19 protein-coding genes are annotated in these 22,375 nt (G+C 38.2%); 12 read left to right on the top strand and 7 right to left on the bottom strand.

The genetic code is table 11. The features are described from left to right. Positions 1-2: 2 nt before the first annotated feature. The 3 genes from recB to H4J57_RS17300 form a co-directional block, all read right to left on the bottom strand. The gene (gene recB, locus H4J57_RS17290; protein WP_182243726.1) at positions 3-3,569 is read right to left on the bottom strand and encodes an exodeoxyribonuclease V subunit beta; all 3,567 of its coding nucleotides are present in this window, start codon (positions 3,567-3,569) and stop codon (positions 3-5) included. Next, a complete protein-coding gene (recC, locus tag H4J57_RS17295) occupies positions 3,566-7,033 on the bottom strand; it encodes an exodeoxyribonuclease V subunit gamma (protein ID WP_259366889.1) in 3,468 nt (1,155 codons plus the stop codon). The genes recB and recC overlap by 4 nt, the downstream gene beginning before the upstream one ends. A 101-nt stretch (positions 7,034-7,134) precedes the next feature. After that, positions 7,135-7,488, bottom strand: coding sequence for a hypothetical protein (locus H4J57_RS17300; RefSeq protein WP_182214376.1), 354 nt, complete (start codon positions 7,486-7,488; stop codon positions 7,135-7,137). A gap of 252 nt (positions 7,489-7,740) precedes the next feature. Between H4J57_RS17300 and H4J57_RS17305 the strand changes: the two genes are divergently transcribed. After that, positions 7,741-8,775 (top strand): succinylglutamate desuccinylase/aspartoacylase family protein, encoded by a 1,035-nt coding sequence (locus tag H4J57_RS17305; protein WP_182243728.1) that lies wholly within the window; start codon positions 7,741-7,743, stop codon positions 8,773-8,775. Positions 8,776-8,889: 114 nt separating this feature from the next. On the opposite strand, the gene H4J57_RS17310 is transcribed toward H4J57_RS17305, so the two are convergent. Next, complete coding sequence (locus H4J57_RS17310) at positions 8,890-9,510, bottom strand: LysE family translocator (RefSeq protein WP_182243729.1); 621 nt, start codon at positions 9,508-9,510, stop codon at positions 8,890-8,892. A gap of 54 nt (positions 9,511-9,564) precedes the next feature. Then, the gene (locus H4J57_RS17315; RefSeq protein ID WP_182243730.1) at positions 9,565-9,975 is read right to left on the bottom strand and encodes a hypothetical protein; all 411 of its coding nucleotides are present in this window, start codon (positions 9,973-9,975) and stop codon (positions 9,565-9,567) included. A gap of 330 nt (positions 9,976-10,305) precedes the next feature. Here H4J57_RS17315 and ccoN point away from each other — a divergent pair, with 330 nt between their 5' ends. The 11 genes from ccoN (at position 10,306) to ttcA (ending at position 20,529) form a co-directional block, all read left to right on the top strand. Then, the gene (gene ccoN / locus H4J57_RS17320) at positions 10,306-11,730 is read left to right on the top strand and encodes a cytochrome-c oxidase, cbb3-type subunit I (RefSeq protein WP_182214369.1); all 1,425 of its coding nucleotides are present in this window, start codon (positions 10,306-10,308) and stop codon (positions 11,728-11,730) included. 10 nt (positions 11,731-11,740) lie between these two features. Next, positions 11,741-12,385, top strand: coding sequence for a cytochrome-c oxidase, cbb3-type subunit II (gene ccoO, locus H4J57_RS17325; protein WP_070376712.1), 645 nt, complete (start codon positions 11,741-11,743; stop codon positions 12,383-12,385). 5 nt (positions 12,386-12,390) lie between these two features. Then, positions 12,391-12,585 (top strand): CcoQ/FixQ family Cbb3-type cytochrome c oxidase assembly chaperone, encoded by a 195-nt coding sequence (locus tag H4J57_RS17330; protein ID WP_070377255.1) that lies wholly within the window; start codon positions 12,391-12,393, stop codon positions 12,583-12,585. After that, a complete protein-coding gene (ccoP, locus tag H4J57_RS17335; RefSeq protein ID WP_182214367.1) occupies positions 12,578-13,540 on the top strand; it encodes a cytochrome-c oxidase, cbb3-type subunit III in 963 nt (320 codons plus the stop codon). Before H4J57_RS17330 ends, ccoP begins: the two co-directional genes overlap by 8 nt. Before the next feature lie 163 nt (positions 13,541-13,703). Further along, complete coding sequence (locus H4J57_RS17340) at positions 13,704-14,198, top strand: FixH family protein (RefSeq protein WP_182214365.1); 495 nt, start codon at positions 13,704-13,706, stop codon at positions 14,196-14,198. Positions 14,199-14,288: 90 nt separating this feature from the next. Then, positions 14,289-16,697, top strand: a complete 2,409-nt coding sequence (locus H4J57_RS17345) for a heavy metal translocating P-type ATPase (protein WP_182243731.1) — start codon at positions 14,289-14,291, stop codon at positions 16,695-16,697. Positions 16,698-16,726: 29 nt separating this feature from the next. Beyond that, positions 16,727-16,939 carry a cbb3-type cytochrome oxidase assembly protein CcoS gene (ccoS, locus tag H4J57_RS17350; protein ID WP_182243732.1) on the top strand — a complete coding sequence of 71 codons (213 nt, stop codon included), beginning with the start codon at positions 16,727-16,729 and terminating at the stop codon, positions 16,937-16,939. Positions 16,940-16,944: 5 nt separating this feature from the next. Continuing rightward, the gene (locus H4J57_RS17355; RefSeq protein ID WP_182243733.1) at positions 16,945-17,622 is read left to right on the top strand and encodes a sulfite exporter TauE/SafE family protein; all 678 of its coding nucleotides are present in this window, start codon (positions 16,945-16,947) and stop codon (positions 17,620-17,622) included. A gap of 38 nt (positions 17,623-17,660) precedes the next feature. Further along, positions 17,661-18,380: a fumarate/nitrate reduction transcriptional regulator Fnr gene (gene fnr / locus H4J57_RS17360; protein WP_182243734.1), complete on the top strand. Its 720-nt coding sequence runs from the start codon at positions 17,661-17,663 to the stop codon at positions 18,378-18,380. A 149-nt stretch (positions 18,381-18,529) separates the two neighbouring features. Continuing rightward, positions 18,530-19,456, top strand: coding sequence for a universal stress protein UspE (gene uspE, locus H4J57_RS17365; RefSeq protein WP_182214357.1), 927 nt, complete (start codon positions 18,530-18,532; stop codon positions 19,454-19,456). A 110-nt stretch (positions 19,457-19,566) separates the two neighbouring features. Then, a complete protein-coding gene (gene ttcA, locus H4J57_RS17370; protein ID WP_182243735.1) occupies positions 19,567-20,529 on the top strand; it encodes a tRNA 2-thiocytidine(32) synthetase TtcA in 963 nt (320 codons plus the stop codon). 109 nt (positions 20,530-20,638) lie between these two features. On the opposite strand, the gene H4J57_RS17375 is transcribed toward ttcA, so the two are convergent. After that, on the bottom strand, positions 20,639-21,505 hold the full coding sequence (locus H4J57_RS17375) for a glucosaminidase domain-containing protein (RefSeq protein WP_182214353.1): 867 nt from the start codon (positions 21,503-21,505) through the stop codon (positions 20,639-20,641). 39 nt (positions 21,506-21,544) lie between these two features. After that, a complete protein-coding gene (locus H4J57_RS17380; protein ID WP_182214352.1) occupies positions 21,545-22,333 on the bottom strand; it encodes a hypothetical protein in 789 nt (262 codons plus the stop codon). Positions 22,334-22,375: the final 42 nt, after the last annotated feature.

Here is a 22,375-nt window from a genome sequence, read left to right on the forward strand (position 1 = left end):
GCTTATTCAACTCCTAAAAACAATTGATCAAGTGCGGCAAGTTCGTGCGCCTCGATTTTTCGATAGTAAACACCACAATTAATGTGTTCAACTTGGTCAGTCATACCCCGTAAATATAAATAGTAAGTGCCGCCAAAATGCTGTTCTACGTCGTAATTATCTAAGCTGTGACTTAAATAACGGTGCAAGGCTAACGCATAAATCAAGTATTGTAAGTCATAGTGATTTTTTTCAATATTCTCTTTCATTGCTTGCTGGTTATAGTCACTAAAATCATTGCCTAAGTGGCTGGACTTATAATCACAGATATAATATTTATTATTATGCTCAAAAATCAAATCGATAAAACCGTGCATCATACCTTTTAACTGCTGGTATGCCGGTAAGCGAACAATTGATTGCTGTGTTGATTGACTGTGCGTATTTCGATGTTTCGACAATATCTGGGTTAATTTATCAGTACTCGCTGAGCACATTGGATAATAAAATTCACTTTCTCGCAGTGTTTTTGTTTGCTTTAAGTCAGCTAAGCTAAAGGGCTCGCTATTATCAATCTCTAATGCGCTATCACCCAACGGCGAATTAATCATTTGCGCTAACCAACTCTGCAGATCTTCAGCTTGATAACCCGAAGTTAATTCTCCGTACTTTTGCAAGGGCCAATGCATAGCTTCTTGCCAGTCGGGGGCATTAAAATCGGTATGTTCTAAAATATCGTGCAATAAATTACCCGTATGAGCTCCTTTTGCTAAATTAAAGCGTAATAAACTACTCGCTTGCATTGCACTAGATTGAAGGTCAGTCATGCTATTTTTTTCGAGTGGGTTATCTCGATCAGGCGAAGATACACCGCCGTGACGTAAATTTCGACTTAAGGCTGAAAATGAACTTAGCCACCAATCGCGTTCTATTTTACCGTTAAATTGAGCAACTTGGCCGGTTTTATCACTAACTTCCGCTAATGGCGCTTGTTGAGCAATAAGCTCACTGGCGTTTTCTAATGATGATAGGGTCACTAAACTGATGTTGTTAGGTTCATCATTAACCAGTTGGCGTAAGTTTTCTTCAATATCTTGCTGACTTTGCCACTTTAACGCTCTACCCAGTGGCGAATGCTCGGCTTTATCAAAAGCGGTTGTTAAGATATAACAACGTTTTTCTGCTCGGGTTACCGCAACGTATAATAGCCGAATCGCTTCAGCGTAAGCCTCATTGGCCATTGACTCCTTAGCATGGTCAGAGCCATCTAAACTTAATTTGAGCTGGTGGTTTTCATCATGATACTCAATAAAGGTCACCGAGCTTGCACCGAACTTAAGTGGGTCTTTATGACGGGTGGCAAAAGGAACAAACACCACCGGATATTCTAAACCTTTTGAGCCATGCTGGGTAATAATGCGTATTAAATTATCATCACTTTCTAGACGTAACTCGGCTTCAATTTCAGGGTCGTCAACCCGACTTTGTTGTTCAAGCCAATAAAGTAATTCTTGTGGTTGACGGTGGCGTTGACTGGCCGTTTGCAGTATTTCAAATAAATGCAATAAATTGGTTAAAATGCGATCTTGGTTTTCATCGGCGATACAAAAATGGTCATGCATTAATTTTAATGCCATCGAAATAAAGCCTTTATACAACCATTCATTACGTAGTTGCTCAAAATCAAATTTCAATGCTTGCCAAGCAAGTTCATTTTCTTGTAATTCACGATATTTTTCAGGGTGATAGTCGAGTAAATCACAGGCAATGGCAGCACTAAAGTAGCGTTCATTTTCAACAAACAAGATCCCTTTTAGCAGCTGTATCAATTGCTCTGTTTGCTCACTTTTCATTAAGTTAGCGCGATTACTCATAAAGACTGACGCTAAATTAGCTTGTTCTAACGCTTGTTTTATATCACGTGCTTCAGCGCCATCACGCACTAAAATAGCAATATCTTTTGAGCTTAATTTATGGTTATTTTCGTTAGTAGGCGCGGCAAGTAAATTGATAATTTCATTGGCACACCAAGTGGCCATCACTGGGCGAAAACTTTGAGCAACCGATTTTTTTGCTTCTTCATCAACAAAATGCACAAATTGTAAGGCGTTATCGGTAATTGCTTTATATTTAATAAGTGCTGGCGGTGAAGCTTTTACTGGAATATAGGGAATATCGTAACCAAACACCCGACTATTCCCTTGAGTAACATCAACTTTATCGGTGATCGCTTCGCCATAAAATAAGCGGTTATAGCCAGCGATCATTGCTGGTGTTGACCGCCAATTCGTATCCATTAACCACTGTTGGTCACAATCTTTTCGGGCAGATAAATATGCAAAAACATCGCCCCCTCGAAAACCATAAATCGCTTGCTTGGGGTCGCCTATCATGTATAAAGCAGCCGTACTTTGGTGATAATATATGGCTTCTAGTATCGAGAATTGTAAGGGATCGGTATCTTGGAATTCATCAACTAACGCCACCGGATATTGTTCAAATAGGGTTTGTGCTAGGACTTGTGCGTTACTGCTTTTCGCTTGTAAGCAATTGGCCAAGGTTGAAATAAGATCGTCAAAACTTAAAATATTGGTGGTGCTTTTTTGTTCTGTGATATTGGCGCGTATTTGATAAATACCTTCGCGGACAATGACCAGTGCCTTGGCTTTTTCAATTTTTTTAGCCAGGGATTTCAATTCAGCTTTAACCATTTTTACGGGTTCAAATACCGCTAACAGTTCAATTTTACCCACCGAGCGCGCGTAACGCTTGCCATCAATAAAACCATCTGGCATTTTTTCATCAGCAACACGCAGATCTTCAGCAAGTCGATGTAACCATTGTATTAATGAGTCAAGCTCTTGTTGCCGTTTTTCACGTTCACTGCCTTTTTTAACATCAATAAGGTACTGAGTCAGCAGTGGTAGGTTGTTCTCGAGGTTATAGACCGCTTGCTGTACTAATTCGGTAAATAACTGCTCTATTGCAGTAACATTGACGACATCAAGCGCATTATGTTTACTAATAGCTTTAGAGAATTGACTGAGAAAGTTTAACGGATTTGGCCAAAACTGCATCACTTGCTTAAAGTGTTCAGGACTATCTTTTGCCAATACTCGATACCAATCTTGGCAAGCTTGTAGCACTAAATCTTGGCAATTAGTTTCCATTTGCGCGTTAAAGGCCACACCACTAGCAAAGGCATGTTGGCTTAATACCCGTTTACAAAAGCCATGTATGGTTAATATTGCCGCTTCATCTAAATATAACAATGCTTGGCGCAAACGTATCTTTGCCGACTTTTCATCAATGTGCTGACTTATCGCGCTAAAGAACTCATCGCTGACAATTAACTCGTCCCAATGGTTAAGCGCTTGGCGAATAAAACTATCGATACGGCCACGTAGCTCTTCGGTCGCATCTTTGGTAAAGGTCATAACCAGTATTTGTTCAACAGGCAATTGCTTTTCGAGTAATAGCCGTAAATACAAGCGGGTGATATTAAAGGTTTTACCGGTACCGGCACTGGCTTCAATTAAGTGCTTACCCTGCAACGGGATCTGGTGAGCAATAAGATTATTCATCTTCATTTTATTTGCTCCTGAGCTTGCCACATCGGTTGATAAAGTGCGGTGAATGTTGATTGGTACTCGGAAAATTCAGGACATTGCTGCCAGAAATAATGCATATAAGGGTCTTGTCCTAGGGGTTTTACCACGCTAAGCATACTGCCACTGTCAGACCATAGTTTTTCAAAACTACTTTGCGCAAAGGCTTTAGCTTTAAAGAATTTTTCAATCAATTCAGTATTAAGTAATAAAGCTTGCTGTTGCCCTTTAAGATAGGTCTCAACAATAAAAGCGAGTTGTGCCTGGGCATTGTCTATTTTACTAAAACGGTACTGTGTTGGTTTTTGATTTTTAGTATCAAAATAAAAACCTTTAGTGACATTCACCTGCGCAAGCATATTTTGCTCTTCGGTTAAATGAGCCGCATTTAAGTTCGAGGTATTTGCTTGCCAGCACTGCATAATAATTTGATGTAGATAAAGGCCAAACAAGTCTTTGCCTTTTGCCGAAGAGCTGCGATAAAACATTAAGCTGTCCGCTTGCACCGGGAAATTAGCACTGAGGGTAAAATGACTGTTATCGGTAAGTACCACATCAAGCTCGGTATTGATAAACGTTATCGGTAAGCTGTCGTTGGTTAATTGGCTTTGACTTTGAATGAATTCACTAAAGGTTTCACTGTCATCACGCCAGCGCTCTAGACTATCATGGGTACTGGGTAAATCAGGAAAAACGCCGCTCACCCCTGCCGCACTTACCGCAGAAGAAATCTCATCTTCGGTGCTACCCACGAGATAAAGCGCTAACAGCTGTTGACGTAACAAATAACTCTGCAAGAAGTTTTCACTGAATGGTTCAGTATCATCAAGTTGTGTTTCGTGGCTTTCAAAGAACAACTGCAAGTGTCGTTGAGCAAAGGCTTTTGCCGGATGCTGAAAAAAGCGGATCAGTTCATTAATATCGACAACTTGAGGATCATCATCAACAATGATCGAAAGTGGTAACAATAAAGCATCGCTTTGTTGGATTTTTTTAGCTGATTTAAGTTTCAACCAATTAGGGTCAAAGCTTTTAAATTTGCCTAAATAGTTATGCTCACTGAATGCTTGCATGGGTAATTGTTTAATATCTGAAGATCGATCACCATTACCATTTTCGTCATTGCCAGCCTCAGCATTATGTAACTGCCAGCCATAGCCTGCTTCTAAATATTCCATCAATTCTTTCAGGACAACCGATGGCTGCTTTTCATTATTATTGCGAATATTACGGCCTTGATAGCTTAAATATAATGACTGTCGCGCCGATATAATGGCTTCTAAAAACAAGTATCTGTCGTCACCACGGCGCGATCTGTCACCCAATTCGCTTTTACTACTCGCCATAAGATCAAAACCTAGCGGTTGGCGTTGTCGAGGAAATTCGCCATCGTTCAAGCCTAAAATAGCAATCACTTTAAAGGGAATACTGCGCATCGGTAACATCGAGCAAAAGGTTATCTGCCCAACCATAAATTGTCGACCAGGATCGGGCTGACTAAAATGATTTGTCAGAAAGTCACGTACCACACTCAAACTGATATTGGGCTGATAATTGGCATGTTGACAGTATTCGGCCAAAGAGCCGATCGCTTGGTCAATAACGTTAAAGGCCATTTCGTCGGTTACTTCAAAAAGACTATTTAACATCGTTAATAAAAATTGTTGCCACTGATTGGCTGATTTATCTTGGCCAAGTTGTTGGGAAAAATGCTGTAATTGCTCGATAATCAACATTAACTTACCCAGTAAAATGGCATCGTTGCCCTCGACATTCGGTAAATACAGTTGTTCATCTACATATATTGAACTGTCAGAAAAAGCAAAGCCACGCATTAATCGTGACAAACCTTGTTGCCAGGTAAAAGCATTATTAACTTCGAGGCTATGTAAGACCTCTTGCTTATGTTGCTGGTCAACGCCCCAATGCACACAAGCTTGTTCAAGCCAAGCAGACATTTTGTCTAGCTCTTCAAGACTGATTGAAAATTTATTTTGCATGGCAGGTAAACGTAACATGCCAATGATTTGGGAAACTTGAAAACGACTATCGGGTAAACTCAGTAATTGGGTAAAAGCGGCGACAACGGGCTCTGCATCTTTGCTTACCCGGTCGGCAATAGAACAAGGTAATGGCGGGATTTTATCCGCTAAGTCTTGCCAGCCTCGTGCAAATACAGCACTAACATAAGGGGCATATTGTTCAACTTGTGGGCACATCACTAATACATCTTTAGGGGTTAAGGTTTTATCATCATTAAACTGATGCAGTAACCAGTCGTGCAAGCCTTGTACTTCACGTAATGCGCTGTGTGCGCTAGAAAAAACAATCGAGTTGTCTTGTTGGTTTTTGGCGGTGCTTCTTTGATCAGTTAACGTTAAAATGTCTTGTTGAACTTGCTGCAAAACCGAAATATTTTCTGCTCCATCACTATGTTCAACCGCATCAAAAACTTCAATATTTACCGTTGAATAATCGTTAAGCAAGGCCATAAACTCGCGGCCCTGCTGACCTAAATTAGCTAACAAAGGGTTACCAACATTTACGGTAATATCATCGTGCCCGACGACCCATTTTGAGAGTAGATTAATCGCTTGTTTTTCTGATTGTATATCGCCCCAATAATCAAAACAGGGATTAAGATGGAAAAAATGTACATCAAGATGTTCACTTATCGCTTCAATAAACGATAACCACATTGGCGCCATCGCATTGATACCAAAAAAAGATAAGCGCGGTGGCAATAAGTGCTTTTTGCTAACAATATTTTCAATGGCTTTATTGACTAACTCAAGCGGGTTATAACTTTGCTCTTGCGTTAACAATTGCCATAATTTTGCTTGCCATTTTTCAACGGCTAACGCTTGTTCTTTATTAACAAAACTTTGGCTGCTCTTACCTTGATGCCAATCATTAATCCACTGCGGCCTAAAGATCAAATATTGCTCATATAAATCAGCTAATTGACAAGCAAGTTGATAGCGTTTCAAGGTTTGCTGTTCGGTAAATACTCTTGGGTTGTCTTGCTTTATTTTTTCAGATTCGCCAACAGATCTATTGGCTAAGTCATCTTCATCAGTAGCGCCCCCTAACCAGTATTGGCTTGCACTGGAAAAATCAGGGTCTTGTACAACAACAGCACTAGCGAGTAACTGATCTATTCGCCATGAAAGTACTTCACGAGAGAACGGCGATTGATCGGGAACATCTTCATCACTTGCCATGCTTCTGACCAGTTTCCATAAAAACTGTGACGGCAAGGCATAACTGATATTCATGCTGATGCCGCGTTGTTGGGCTAACGACATATTAAGCCAATGCTGCATACCGGCATTTTGTACAACAATCATTTCTTGGCTGAAAATAGGAAGTGGTGAAACCTGTTGGATTTTATCGAGAAGTGCTAATAAATTTTCCATTTTATTAGCAGGATAAAGATAGAACAATATGAAGGCCTTAGGTGCAATATTTTCTGCCTAAATTTAAGCATAACAATACCAATAAAGCTATAAAAATCAGCTAAGTTATTGTGATGAAACAGCTAGTTTTATTGAATAAAGTCTAGATGTCTTTGAAAATATTCACCTAAAAAAGGCACCGAATATTTTTCACCTAATATTGCATAATAGATAGCCATCAACCAGATAATAAATACAAAAACACTGGCTGCCCAGCCAATAAGAGGAATAAAGGACAAAAGCGTAAAAGTTAATACTAGGCCTAAAGATTGTTTTAAATGAAAAGTAGAAAAACTTGACCGATTACCACTATATAGCAGTATCGCAATACACCAACCAATAACGGTAAAGTAACTGATCACCGCGGCAAACTTTGCCATGTCAAAATTCGATTTACTCGGTATATGAAAATGTCCCATAGCCAAATACTCAAATGAAGTCATAAATTAAGGTTAGTTGAAAAATTTTCTTTCGACAAACATATAAACGAGTAACTTTTATTAGTTTGTCTTAAATAAACACTTCTCATAAAAATAATTCATGCTTTTCTCATCATTATTGACCCTAATCAACAAAGACTTACCCCAAGTTGTGACATGCTAATTCATTGTACCGCCTTAGAGAGACACTTTGCTGACAAAGTTAAGTATCTTTAATGACTACCACTTACACAAACAGGATATTGGAAATCGCTAATGGACATAGATTTTGACGAAATCACCTATTTAAAAAATCCAGGTTCTCTTTTACTAAAAGCCGATTATATACAGTTTTTAATGACATTGACCGGGCCTACAGTGATTGATATTACCGGCAGTGATCAAGATGAATGTCGGGTATTTACCACACTATTACATGGCAATGAACCTTCTGGGTTAATTGCCATGCATCGTTGGTTAACGGCTAATGAGCAACTACCTGTGCCAACAACCAATGTCCGCTTTATTATTTGCTCGGTTGAGGCCGCTAATATTTCGCCGTTATTTAGTCGGCGTTATCTTGATGGCGGTAAAGATATTAATCGCTGTTTTTCTGGTGATAAAATTCCAGATTGTGGCTTTTGTCAACGAGCTTTACTGATAGAGAAAGCCATAAAAGAGGTTAATCCAGAACTTCTTGTTGACTTGCATAATTGTGCAGGGTCTGGACCTGCGTTTGCTATAGCACCGATGATAACGCCTGAGGTGTTATCAATAACGTCTTATTTTTGCCAGACCCTTATATTATCAGGCTTACAATTGGGAACATTAATGGAACGAAAGTTTGATTGCCCAATGATCACGGTAAAATGTGGCGGTAGCAAGGATGAACAGTCTCATCATGTTGCTTACCAAGGTTTAAAGCAGCTGACCTTAAATAAACAAGCTAAAACCTTCCAACAAAATAGAGCGGTTGATATTATTTATCGACCATTACGCTTAGAGTTAAAACCACACACCCCTTTAACTTATGGTGATCACGATGAAGGCTTTAGTGGTGTTTGTATAAAATCAAATATTGAACAACTTAACTATGGTATTTCTCGAAAAGATCAAATGTTAGGCTGGGTTGATGACAAAGGACTTGATAATTTTGTTCTCATTGACGAGCATGGAAATAATGTGATTGATGATCATTTTAGCTGTCGTAAAAACATTTTAACCTGTGCCGTTGATTTACGTATTTTTATGGCAACTGAAAATAAAAACATCGCTTTAAATGATTGCTTATTTTACGTGATAAAAGTTTAGTCAACGGCCCAAAGAGTAAAAGATAACGTTTATTATGAGCTGGATAATAATAACAGTGCCCTAGTAAATAGGGCTAAATAGCTCCAAAAATGATAATGCTCTTTTTAACAAGGATTAACTTAGTGCTAACCAAACCCCTACCCCGGCCATAAGTGTTCCTGCTATTCGATTCATAAGTTTGACGTTATCTCCCTTCGAGAGGAAAATTCTCAGCGTTTTACCACCACTTGCATATAACATCATACAAGTAAACTCTGAAACCATAATCACAGCAACTAAAACCATTAACTGAGGAGTTATTGCCAATTGAGTATTAATAAACGGTGGTAGGAGTGAAACCATAAATGCCCACCCTTTAGGATTTGAAATAGCGGTAAACAAGCCTTGATTAAATAAGGTAAGTCGCCCTATATTCGCAGGCTCTTGGGTACTGCTTAGCGACATTCGCCCCTTTGATAACCACATTTGTACACCAACATAAACCAAATAGGCTCCGCCGATATATTTTACTACAGCAAAGACATCGGGATATTTAAGCATTACTGAAGCAACACCAACAACCGCTGCAATAGCCACTGCAGCAACGCCAATGAGTTCTCCTAGCATCATCCACAAGGTTCTTTTTACACCAATACTCATGCCGAGTGTTAGGGCTAATGTCATACACATTCCAGGGGTAATACTAACAAAGAAGAATGTTGGTATGAATATAACTAAAGTGGTGTAATCAATCATCAGGGTAACTATCTAAGTAAAATTTGGCGTAGCTTATCAGAAGATATAATTGAACTAAAAGCGACTCGACTGAAAATCGATAAAAAAACTTGTTTGTTCTTTATCATTATTCGCTGATTTTTTTTCTACTGTTAACCATAACCGCCAAACCATATTATCTTCAGAGCAGCTACCTAACATTGTTTCTGCAACAAAATAATTTTTCTCTGTGGTGATGTCCTCATTAAAAAACAAGGGAATTTTACCCATAAACATTGTTTTTCCTTCCATGTAGCCAACGACACTATACGAATCTTCAGCGGAAAAGTTATCCTTAAGCAAATGATCTTTTTTAAGTTCAACCCGTATATCAAAAGGGTGTTCTGTTAGCACTTTTCCAACATTAAACTTAACTAACATTCTGCCAAAAATGGTTTTAACTTCACAGATGCTTTGTGAAGTTAAACACTGAAATGGCAAACTCACTTGTTGAGATTTTTCTTGGGCGTCACAGCTGACAATGCTGACTAAAAAAAAAGCAATAAATAGCCTTTTGTAATTAAAATTATTAATAGGACAGTCTCTCTTTGGTGCTTTATGTACATTAATCGTACTAAGCTTTTAAATATTATTGATCTACAACAAAATTACTGCATATTCTAATGACTTTTCGATGCAAAATTATTACTATATACGGGAGATTTTTTATCGCTAAATGAAATTTATATTTTCAATTGTAACTTATCATTGGCGCTTAGTTTTTTTAATCATAAAAAATCGTTTTACGTTAACAATTATAACTGCGGAAACCATAACATGTCTCAAAGTAATGCGTCATCAGTAGACTACAATTTTGATGTTGTACGTCAATTTACTGTTATGACAGTAATATGGGGAATTGTCGGTACCCTCGTTGGTGTTCTAATTGCAGCTCAATTAATTTGGCCTGCGTTGAATTTCGAAACACCTTGGTTGACCTACTCCCGTCTTCGTCCACTTCACACTAATGCAGTTATTTTTGCATTTGGTACAAGTGCCTTATTTGCTACCTCTTATTATGTGGTTCAAAGAACCTGTAAAACAACATTATTTGGCGGCAAACTTGCTTCATTTACCTTTTGGGGCTGGCAAGCCGTTATTGTGCTCGCTGTTATCACGCTTCCTATGGGCTACACATCAAGTAAAGAATATGCTGAATTAGAATGGCCCGTTGACATTTTAATTGCCATTGTATGGATAAGTTACGCCATCGTTTTCTTTGGGACACTCGTTAAACGTAAAACCTCGCATATTTATGTTGCTAACTGGTTCTTTGGTGGCTTTATACTAACTGTTGCGGTATTACACATTGGTAATTCAATGGTAATTCCTGTTTCTATGATGAAGTCTTACTCTATCTACTCAGGTGCTATCGATGCGATGATGCAGTGGTGGTATGGACATAACGCCGTTGGCTTCCTATTAACCGCTGGTTTCCTAGGTATGATGTATTACTTCGTACCCAAACAAGCTGAACGTCCAGTTTATTCTTATCGTTTATCTATTGTGCATTTTTGGGCATTAGTTTCTTTATACATTTGGGCTGGCCCACATCACTTGCATTACACTGCACTGCCAGATTGGGCTCAGTCTGTTGGTATGGTAATGTCTATCGTGTTATTCCTGCCTTCTTGGGGTGGTATGATTAACGGTATTATGACGCTTTCTGGCGCATGGCATAAACTTCGCCATGACCCGATTCTTCGCTTCTTAATTGTTTCATTGTCTTTCTACGGTATGTCTACCTTTGAAGGTCCTATGATGGCAATTAAATCTGTAAATGCACTTTCTCATTACACTGACTGGACCATTGGTCATGTGCATTCTGGTGCTTTAGGCTGGGTTGCTATGGTGTCAATTGGTGCTATGTACCATTTAATTCCAGTGCTATTTAATCAAGGTCGCATGTACAGCATTAAGTTGATCAATGTGCATTTCTGGTTACACACAACAGGTATTGTTTTATATATAGTTGCTATGTGGATTTCAGGTGTCATGCAAGGGTTAATGTGGAGAGCGGTTAACACCGATGGTACGCTAACTTACAGCTTTGTTGAAAGTTTAACTGCATCATACCCATTCTACTTTATCCGTTTCGTTGGTGGTGTATTAGTTGTTGCTGGTTTCTTATTGATGGCTTACAACATGTTCAAAACTATCTATGCTGAAGACGAAAGTCTTAAGCCCGTTGCCATAGATTAGGAGGCTGACGATGAAAAATAAACATGAAAAATTTGAAACAAATGTTGGTTTGTTTGCTATTTTCACTATTCTCGCGATAAGTATTGGCGGCTTAGTTGAAATAACACCGTTGTTTTTTCAAAAAGCAACGACAACACCTGTTGACAACCTCAGACCTTACACCGCTTTAGAAATGGAAGGTCGTGATATTTATATCCGTGAAGGTTGTAATGTATGTCATAGCCAAATGATACGTCCTTTTCGCGCTGAAACTGAGCGATACGGGCACTATTCAGTCGCTGGTGAAGGCGTGTGGGAACATCCATTTTTGTGGGGTTCTAAACGTACAGGTCCTGACTTAGCTCGTGTTGGTGGTCGTTATAGTGACGATTGGCATCGTGCGCATTTACTTGACCCTCGTTCAGTGGTTCCAGAGTCGAATATGCCTTCGTTTAGCTGGTTAGCTGAAAACAAGTTAGATGGCGAATTAACCGAAAAGAAATTAGCTACTTTTAATTTTTTAACGCGCAATCGCAGCCATAAAGATGAACAAGGTAATCGTATCCCGTTATATTCAGCTGCAGATTTAGCCGGTGCTAAAGACGCGGTTAAAGATAAAACGGAAATGGAAGCTCTTATTGCTTATTTGCAATCTCTCGGTCATGCGTTGAAATAATGATGATGGATTATGGCACCCTCAGAGGGTTAATAGCTTTATTAATATTGGCACTATTTATTATTATTGTGGTTTGGTCTTATTCTAAAAAGCGTAAAAGCGCTTTTGATGAAGCTGCAAACTCTATCTTCGAAGAAGATAAAGAAAAGACTGAGCTTAATGACGTGAATGGCAAACAGGAGACTAATAAAAATGTCTAGCTTCTGGAATATATGGGTTTGGGTTTTAACCCTAGGAACTTTAGTCGGTTGTTTTTTACTACTTCGCTATTGTTTAAAGAACTTTGCAGGTGTTCCTGAAGGTGAGTCAATGGGACACACTTTCGATGGCATCGAAGAATTGAATAATCCACTGCCGCAATGGTGGAGTACATTCTTCTTATTAACTATCATTTGGGCTTTTGGTTATTTAGCACTATATGGCTTAGGTAATTGGACTGGATTTATTGGTTGGAAAAGTTCTAACCAAGGAATTTTGAATCTTGCTGAATCTAAAGCGCAGATAATTGCCGCAAAAGAAAATGGTTATTTAGTACAGTATGACCGTGAAATTGAAGCCGCCGATTTAAAATATGGTCCAATTTTTGATGCCTATGCTGCACGCACAATTGAAGACTTAGCCACTGATGAAGAAGCGTTAAAAGTAGGTCAACGCCTATATTTACAAAATTGTTCTCAGTGTCATGGTTCAAATGCAAGTGGTACTACCGGTTTCCCTAACCTAACCGATAAAGACTGGTTATACGGCGGAGACCCACAATCGATTAAGCATACACTTCTATATGGTCGTAATGCTAACGGTATGATCGCTTGGGGCTCAGCATTAGGTGATCAAGGCGTTAAAGATGTTGCCGCCTATGTACTGAGTTTAAGTGGTCGTGAAGTTGACGTTGCCAGTGCTGCTGCCGGTAAAGAAAAGTTCGCTCTGTGCGCAAGTTGCCATGGTGCTGACGGTAAAGGTAGTCTAGCTATGGGTATTCCTTTAGGAGCGCCTAACTTAACTGACAACATATGGTTGTATGGCGGCTCTCCACGTGCCGTTGAGTCATCTATTAAAAATGGTCGAGCTGGTGTAATGCCCGCATGGAAAGATATTTTAGGTGAACAAAAAATACATCTTGTTAGTGCATATGTGTATAGTTTATCGCAAAAATAACTGCGTTTAATTAGTCTCAATATATCAGCCTTGCGGTATTATTACCGCAAGGTTTTTTTATATCTTCCAAGCCAAGAATAGTGAGTAAATTGTTGGTTTTTTAATAGTTCCCAATAGAAAAAAGTCGTATAATATGCGCACTTTCACCGACTGAATTTTTAATATGAAAACATCTTGGTATAAAGAGCCTTGGGCTTGGTTCGTTTTTATTCTCCCCGCTACCGCGGTTGTTGCTGGTATTTCGACTTACTTTATTGCTAACCATAATCCCGATCCATTAGTCGTTGGTGATTACTATAAAAAAGGTAAAGCAATTAACCTAGAAGTCTCTAAAGTAAAGCTTGCCCAAAAATTAGGGATGCGCTTTGCATTAAAACTGCAAGATAACGAATTAATTATCAAACCTACCGGTATTGATAAAGTATTCCCGGTGTTAAATCTTAATTTTTATCACCCGACTCTTGCTGATAGAGATTTCTATTTAGCACTCACGCCTGACGGTAATGGCTATTTTAGGCATGTCTTTGATGAACCAGTAAAGGGAAAATGGCGCTTAACCATAACGCCTTTTGAGAATCACTGGAAAATTCAAAATACTATTTTCTTACCTCAAAGTGAATTTATCGATATTATTCCTAATGTTAGAGAAGCTAACTAAGCGCCAATAGTCTCTATTAGCTTAGGTGTTGATTAACCTCACCTAAGCAACACCTCTATAAAAAACCAATACTTTGCTTGGCCTCAACATATGAAAACACTTTGTTATCACTGCAGTGAAATTGTTCCTAATGGGTTAGATTTATCAATAAAAATTGAGAAAACCATGCAGCCAATGTGCTGTATTGGATGTCAAAGTGTTGCTCAAGCGATTATTGATAACGGTTTAGGTGAATATTATCGTTTTAGAACAGCTCCCGCACTAAAAGGTGAGCCTCTGGTTCCTGAGCAGTTACAACGTAATAAGTTACTTGATGATGACAGCCTACAAAGTGAATTTACTTATAAGAATGATGAGTATAACGAAGCAATTTTAACGATTGACGGTATAAGCTGCGCGGCATGTGCGTGGCTTATCGAAATGCAACTTATCAAGATAAACGGCTTAATTAAAATTAATGTAAATGCCACGACACAACGTGCAACTGTTCGATGGAATAATAGTGAAGTACAACTTAGTGAGCTGATTAATCATATCAGCAATATTGGTTACCAAGCCCTCCCTTTTAAAGCGAGTACCGCCGAAAAACTTAACAAAACCCAAAGTAATAATTATATTAAACGCCTAGGTATCTCTGGTATTTTAATGATGCAAGTCATGATGATCGCTTTTGGCTTATACTTTGGCGCCTTTTCTGGCATGGATGAGTACAACTTAATCTATTTACGCTATGCGAGCTTATTCTTGACCTTACCTATTGTCACCTATGGCGCATTACCCTTCTACAAGGGAGCTATTAATGCTTTAAAAGTGAAGCGTTTATCTATGGATGTTCCTGTTGCTATAGCGATTTCACTGGCATTTTCGGCCAGTGCTTGGGCAACAATCACTCAGCAAGGTGAAGTCTATTTTGAATCAGTATCGATGTTCACTTTTTTACTACTTATTGGTAAATTTTTAGAATTTAGAGCAAGAAGTCGCGCTGCGGAAGTCTCGGCTAACTTGCTTAAGTTAATGCCGATGATAGCGACAAAACTCATTGATGATAAAGGAACAGAAAAAGAAGTCATACTACCAGCAAAAAAACTTCGTCCTCTCGATATTGTACTCATAAAACCAGGCGAAGTGGTTCCCGCTGATGGCACAATAATTACAGGCAGCAGCCAACTGAACGAAGCGATGTTGTCGGGTGAGCAGTTACCCTTAAATAAATCAATAGGCGATACTGTCTTTGCAGGCACTATAAATGGTGACGGTAATATCAACGTTGAAGTTAAACAAGCCAGTGAACATTCTTTTTTAAGTCAACTGATCAGATTAAGTGAATCATCTCAGGCGCATAAACCCAAATTAGCAAAATTATCAGATAAAATCGCTCAATACTTTGTTGCGGTTATTTTACTAACCGCTATAGGTACTGCATTTTATTGGCAACAGCATTTACCTGAAGAAGCTTTTTGGATCACCTTATCGGTACTCGTTGCTACCTGCCCTTGCGCATTGTCACTGGCAACCCCCACAGCGTTAACCTGTGCGACCACACGCTTAAACCGCGAAGGTATCATGATCAAATCTGCACATGTTATGGAAACATTACCGAAATTAACCACTATTGCTTTTGATAAAACAGGTACCTTAACTTCTGGTGATTTTTCTATTAATGAAATAAAGCGCTTTAATAATGAAAAGCTTAACTATAGCAAGCAGCAGGTTTTAGCTATAGCAGCAGCGCTCGAGTCTTATTCTGAGCACCCTTTAGCCAAACCGTTTAAAGCATTTCGTGATTACTCCTACCTTACTCAAGCCGTTGAAATTAAATCTGGTGCTGGTATTCAAGGGAAAGTGAACGGTCAATACTTTCAAATCGGTAAACCTAATTGGTTGCTTAGCGAATCAAGTATGTTGGCCGAATTTGCGACGGCTTCTTGCCTATTAGTAGCAGACAACCAATTAGTCGCTGCTTTTTATTTAAGCGATGAAATTCGAAATGATGCCCAAACGCTGTTAGATGACTTAAAGAAAAGTAATATTTATACCATCATGCTATCGGGTGATAACCCTGCTGGCTGTGAAAAAGTTCAGGCATTGTTACATTTAGACGAAATACATAGTACTTTGACTGCGGCTAATAAGATGGCGATAATAAAAAATCAGCCTAAAAACTCAACCGTTGCTATGGTTGGCGATGGTGTCAATGATACGCCAGTATTCGGCGCAGCCCATGTCTCGATTGCTATGGGGAGTGGCACCGATATAGCTAAAAGCGGTGCCGATATTATCTTACTCAATAATCGTTTAAAGTCGATAACAACATTAAGACAGGTCGCCAATAAAACTCGTCGGATTATTTGGCAAAATTATTTTTGGGCTTTCGGTTATAATGCTATCGTATTGCCCCTTGCCGTCTCAGGCTACATTACCCCCTATATGGCGGTTATAGGTATGTCTGCAAGTTCGATATTGGTTATCACTAACTCATTACGTTTATTGAAAAAGTAAGCGCAAACTTATAATAGAGCATAAAGACCATGAGCATTATTTATATTTTGATCCCCATAGCGATAATCCTAACCTCTATCGCCATTTATTTATTTTTTTGGGCAGTCAAAACTGAACAATTTGATGATTTAGAGAAACAAGGTATGAGTATCTTGTTTGATGAAGATGAAAACACTACCACCAAAAAGTCCACTGAAACCCATAGCCAAAATACAGCTAAAAATGATACAGGTAGTAAATAACAGCCATGTTAAGTATAGATTATTTATCTGCATTCATCATCGGCTTGTTAGGTTCGGGACATTGTATCGGTATGTGTGGTGGTATAACAACGATGTTAACATCTGCTATATCACCGCAACAAAAAGGCAGGGATAAATTTAAGCTGGTCGGTGCATATAATGTTGGCCGAATTTTTTCTTATAGCTTAATTGGGGCAATCGTTGGATTTAGTAGTTCTATTGCAATAAAAAATATTGGCGTTCCATTAGGTTTTTTACGCTTATTTGCAGCGGTATTTTTAATTTTATTAGGCTTGTATTTAGGCCAATGGTTAATGTGGCTATCAAAAGTTGAAAAAATGGGTAAGTTCCTTTGGCGCTATCTATCCCCGTTAAGTAAAAGGTTTATTCCCATTAATAATGCTAAACAAGCGCTAGCATTAGGAGCAGTCTGGGGATGGTTACCTTGTGGTTTAGTCTACTCAACATTAACTTGGTCCTTAGCCAGTGGAAGTGCCCTCAGTGGCGCCCTAATTATGACCAGTTTTGGTTTAGGTACTTTACCAGCCTTGTTAAGTCTTTCACTTGGCTCTTTTGGTATAAAGTCGTTGGTAACAAACACGAAATTCAAGAAAATAATGGCGCTAATGATAATTTCATACGGAATATACAGTTTAATGTTTGCATATCAGCAATTGTTTTAATATGATCGATAAATTAGGGATAACTCATTTAGGTTAATATGTATAAAAAGCCATGTTCTACATCTCAACATATTCATTGTCAAAACTGTAGTATCAGCGAGCTGTGTTTACCTTTCTCTTTAAATGATAAAGAACTCGATACACTAGACAGCATTATTGACCGTAAACGCCCTATCCATAAAGGCGAACAAATTTTCCAAGATGGCGACAAAATGCAAGCTTTATACGCTATTCGCTCTGGAACATTCAAAACATTTACGGTTAATGAACAAGGTGAAGAACAAATTACCGGTTTTCATTTAGCGGGTGATTTATTAGGTTTTGATGCTATTGCTGAGTCAGAGCATCCTAGTTTTGCAAAAGCCTTAGAAACATCTATGGTCTGTGAGATACCTTACAATACTTTAGATTCATTATCGAATACGATGCCTAAGTTGAAAAAACAAATTCTTCGCATGATGAGTTCAGAAATCCGCGCAGATCAAGAAATGTTAACGCTACTTAACCGCAAAAATGCTGAACAACGCTTGGCAACTTTTATTTCAACCTTAGCCAGTCGCTATCATGCACGGGGTATGTCACTAACAGATTTTCGCCTAACGATGACGCGAAGTGACATTGGTAATTATATTGGTTTAACGGTTGAAACCATCAGTAGATTATTAAATCGTTTTCAAAAAAATGAATTAATCACAGTTGATGGAAAACTCATCACAATACTTAATATGGATAAACTTAACGAGTGTGCTTCACTGTAGTTTATCGCTTTTTTAAATAATTATAGATAAATGCTTAACATTAAAGATGTTAAGCATTTTTTTTATTGAAATATTATGATTTAAAGCAAATAATATCTATTAATTATGGTCTATTATTAATATTATTTAATAACTAGGGAGTAAACATTATGGATAAGTATAAAAAAATATTAGCCGTTATTGATCCAACCACTGAAAATCAAAAAGCGTTGAAACGTGCGATTGAATTAGCACGACACAGTGGCGGACAGATCACTGCATTTTTAACCATTTATGATTTATCTTATGAAATGACCACCATGCTTTCTGGCGATGAGCGAGAAGCAATGCGTCAATCGGTTATTAATGATCGTAAACTATGGTTAGACGAAAAGATTTCAGAAACTGATCACCAAGACATAACCATAGATACCTGTATTATTTGGCATAATCGCCCATTTGAAAAGATCATAAAAAAAGTACTGGCTGAAAACTTCGATATTGTCATCAAAGGCACCCATCAACATGACAAGCTAAAGTCGGTTATTTTTACGCCAACAGATTGGCATATCTTAAGGAAATGTCCCTGCCCAGTATTACTGGTTAAAGACCATAGCTGGCCAAGCAATGGTAATTTACTTACCGCACTCAATATCGGTAGCGATGATGATGAGCACAAAGCGCTTAATAATAAGTTAACCCAAGAATCAATAGTGTTTTCTTCACTGATTAAAGCTAATGTCCATTTAGTGAATTCTTATCCAGGTACGCCAGTAAATATTGCCATTGAAATTCCAGAGTTTAACGCCTCTGAATATAACGACACTATGTTTAATCATCACAAAAGTGCGATGAAAGACCATGCTAATAGCTTTAATATTCCGCTTAAAAATACCCATGTTAAAGAAGGTTTACCTGAAGATGTTATTCAAAGTATTTCTAAGCACGTTGATGCTGAATTAGTTGTGTTAGGTACTATTGGTCGAACGGGGATTTCAGCGGCACTTATTGGTAATACTGCAGAGCATGTCATTGACCGCCTTAACTGTGATGTCTTAGCGATAAAACCTGATGGTTACCTCTCGCCATTAGCTTAATATTGAAATATGTAAATATCCATTAAAAAGCCGAGGATTTCCTTGGCTTTTTGCTATACTACGCGCGGTAAAATTCATACTTTTTATTTCAAATATCTCTAGGAAACACTATGAGCGCTCAATCATCGACACCAATAACATCTTTAACACCCAGCCAAAAAATACAGCTGAGTAAACTTGAGAAGCGCTTAAGACGACATGTTGGCCAAGCTATCGCGCAATATAATATGATAGAAGATGGCGATAAAATAATGGTGTGCTTATCGGGTGGCAAAGACAGTTACGCCCTACTGGCTATTTTAATGTTGTTAAAAGAATCAGCGCCCATTCATTTTGATATCGTTGCCGTTAATCTTGATCAAAAACAACCCGGTTTTCCTGAGCATATCCTTCCCGAATACTTAGAAGCATTAGGTGTTGAATATAAAATTGCGCAAGAAGATACCTACTCCATTGTTAAAGATAAAATACCTGAGGGGAAGACCACCTGCAGTTTATGCTCTCGTTTACGCAGAGCTATTTTATATAAGGTCGCGGCAGAAATAGGCGCAACTAAAATTGCACTAGGCCATCATCGTGATGACATGGTTGAAACACTGATGCTAAATATGTTTTATGGCGGTAAATTAAAATCAATGCCAGCAAAATTGGTCTCTGATAATGGTGAGCATGTCGTCATTAGACCGTTAGCTTTTTGTAAAGAAGCAGAACTCATCCAATATGCACAACTAAAAGCGTTCCCAATTATTCCTTGTAATTTATGTGGCTCTCAACCTAATTTACAACGTCAAAACATTAAGAAAATGTTACAGGACTGGAATGTTAATCATCCAGGACGAATTGAATCTATGTTTACTGCCATTCGCAATGTGGTTCCATCACATTTGTGTGACAGTGAACTTTTTGATTTTAAAGGGATTAACGCTGATTCAGGCATTATCAATGGTGGCGATATCGCTTTTGATGATGAACCTATTATTGCCGCTCAATTAACAAACAACGTCAATATTGAAGACAATTCAAAAGCCAAACTTTCATTAAGTAACAGTTTGAATATTATAGAAATAAAGTAGCATCTACCTTAATTAATACCAAGTATCTAAGCGCGATAACAACACCTGTTAAAAGAATAAATGTTATCGCTCGCCATAATTATCTGACGCGTAATAAAATAAGCCAAGCCTAAATAACCTTAGGTTTTGGCTTCGACAATATTTTATCAAAATACACTTTATTATGGCGGATCATTTCTGTTATTTCTAAGACATAATCAGTGCCTCTAATAGAATAACGCAGTAATCCTGTTGCTAAGATTTGTGGCGATAGTGGTTGTTCTTGAGCGCGTAACTGCCCTCTAATTGAACGAAAAACACCATAAGCATGATTTGTATTAATATTGTGTAAATAACGCTGTACCGCATGCTCTAAACTATTAAATGCCGCTACTTCATGTTTAGCACCGTCATCTCTTCCTCTTGGCACCATGCCACAACCCTTTTTATAGCACCACATACCAAAAAAGTTTAAACCAACTCGAGCAAAACGAGAAGTGCCCCAAGCTGATTCATTGGCTGCCTGCACTAATACTAGTTCAACAGGCACAATATCAATACGCAACAATAATTCATTAAGTTGCTGTAGCGGCGAGTGTTTTTGATTAACTTTATATTTCTTAATTAATCGCTCAAGCAAAGCTTGTTGATCTGCTAAAAGATTTTCCTCGAGGAAAAGTGTTTCTATCATCAAGGAGACTTCTGCCCTTAACATAAGAATATTGCTATTCTCTTGCGCTATTGCTGGATAAATATAACGGAAAAACTGACGTTTTTTCGTTTTAACATCGCTTATAGAAGCAAAGTTTGGGATCTTAACGTTATGAAGCGGTTGCTCAACCACTTTTACTTTCGCCTTGACCACAGGAACGATAACAACGTTTGTTACTTCCGGCGTGGGAAGTTCAAAAGTTGGTGCTAAAAAAGTGAAGGGCGCAATAAGCGCAAGAAAAAATACACTTATTAACACAGTTCTCATCAAATATTGAATGATCATAGTAGCCTTTTTGTTAACAATAAGGTTTTGCACAGAGCTTTACGCTGAAAATGTATCACTCGTTTGCTGAGCGGGTACATCCGTGGCTTGTAACTGCATGCCAAAAATTTCTCGGTATAAAATGCCTTTAACATTATAAAATAGCGGCGCTATAAATGTTAATGCGACTAAGAAAAGCATAACACCAATCACTGAAAATTGTGTTTTAGCAAGAATGGCTAAGGGGATTAAAGATAAAAATAAAGTTAAAAAGAGTAAGCTATAAATAGCGAGTAACTTAAACCACTGAAAACGTGTAACTTGTAAACTCAAGGTGATAGCTTTTATCGGTGATAATTTTTTATCTACTACAAGCGGCAGTACTAATGACAAGGCGACCGCTAAATAAATACCTGGAAAAACAAATAAACTCATACCTAAAGTTATTAATACTGACGTTAACAGCGCACAAACAGCAACCCAACTGCCTCGTTTTAAGAAAGCAAAAATTAATTTACTATTGGTTTTTAAGCCAACGGCATGAAAAACGCCCATCATCTCGACACCAACTAAAAAAGGATAGATAACCATAGTGACAACAATATTTAATAATGTTGTTGATTGTGGGTCTTTAATCACTTGTTCAATACCACCCATGGTATTACTGATCAAAAATGAAACAACAATCCCCAAAATAAGCGTAAAAAGTAATCCTAAATTAATAGCGATTCGCGAGCGAAGTGTTAATTGCCACGCCTCTTTTAATACCGAAGAAACGTCAATAGTATATTCACCCTGCAAAGACTTTTCTATGCTACCACCAATTTGTACTACTTTTTTTTCATCCACGAAAATGACTACCTTTGTGTAAATTTTTCAACATTATAGCAA

The sequence above is a fragment of the Colwellia sp. BRX8-7 genome (assembly GCF_014077275.1).
In the GTDB taxonomy this organism is placed as follows: Bacteria; Pseudomonadota; Gammaproteobacteria; order Enterobacterales; family Alteromonadaceae; genus Colwellia_A.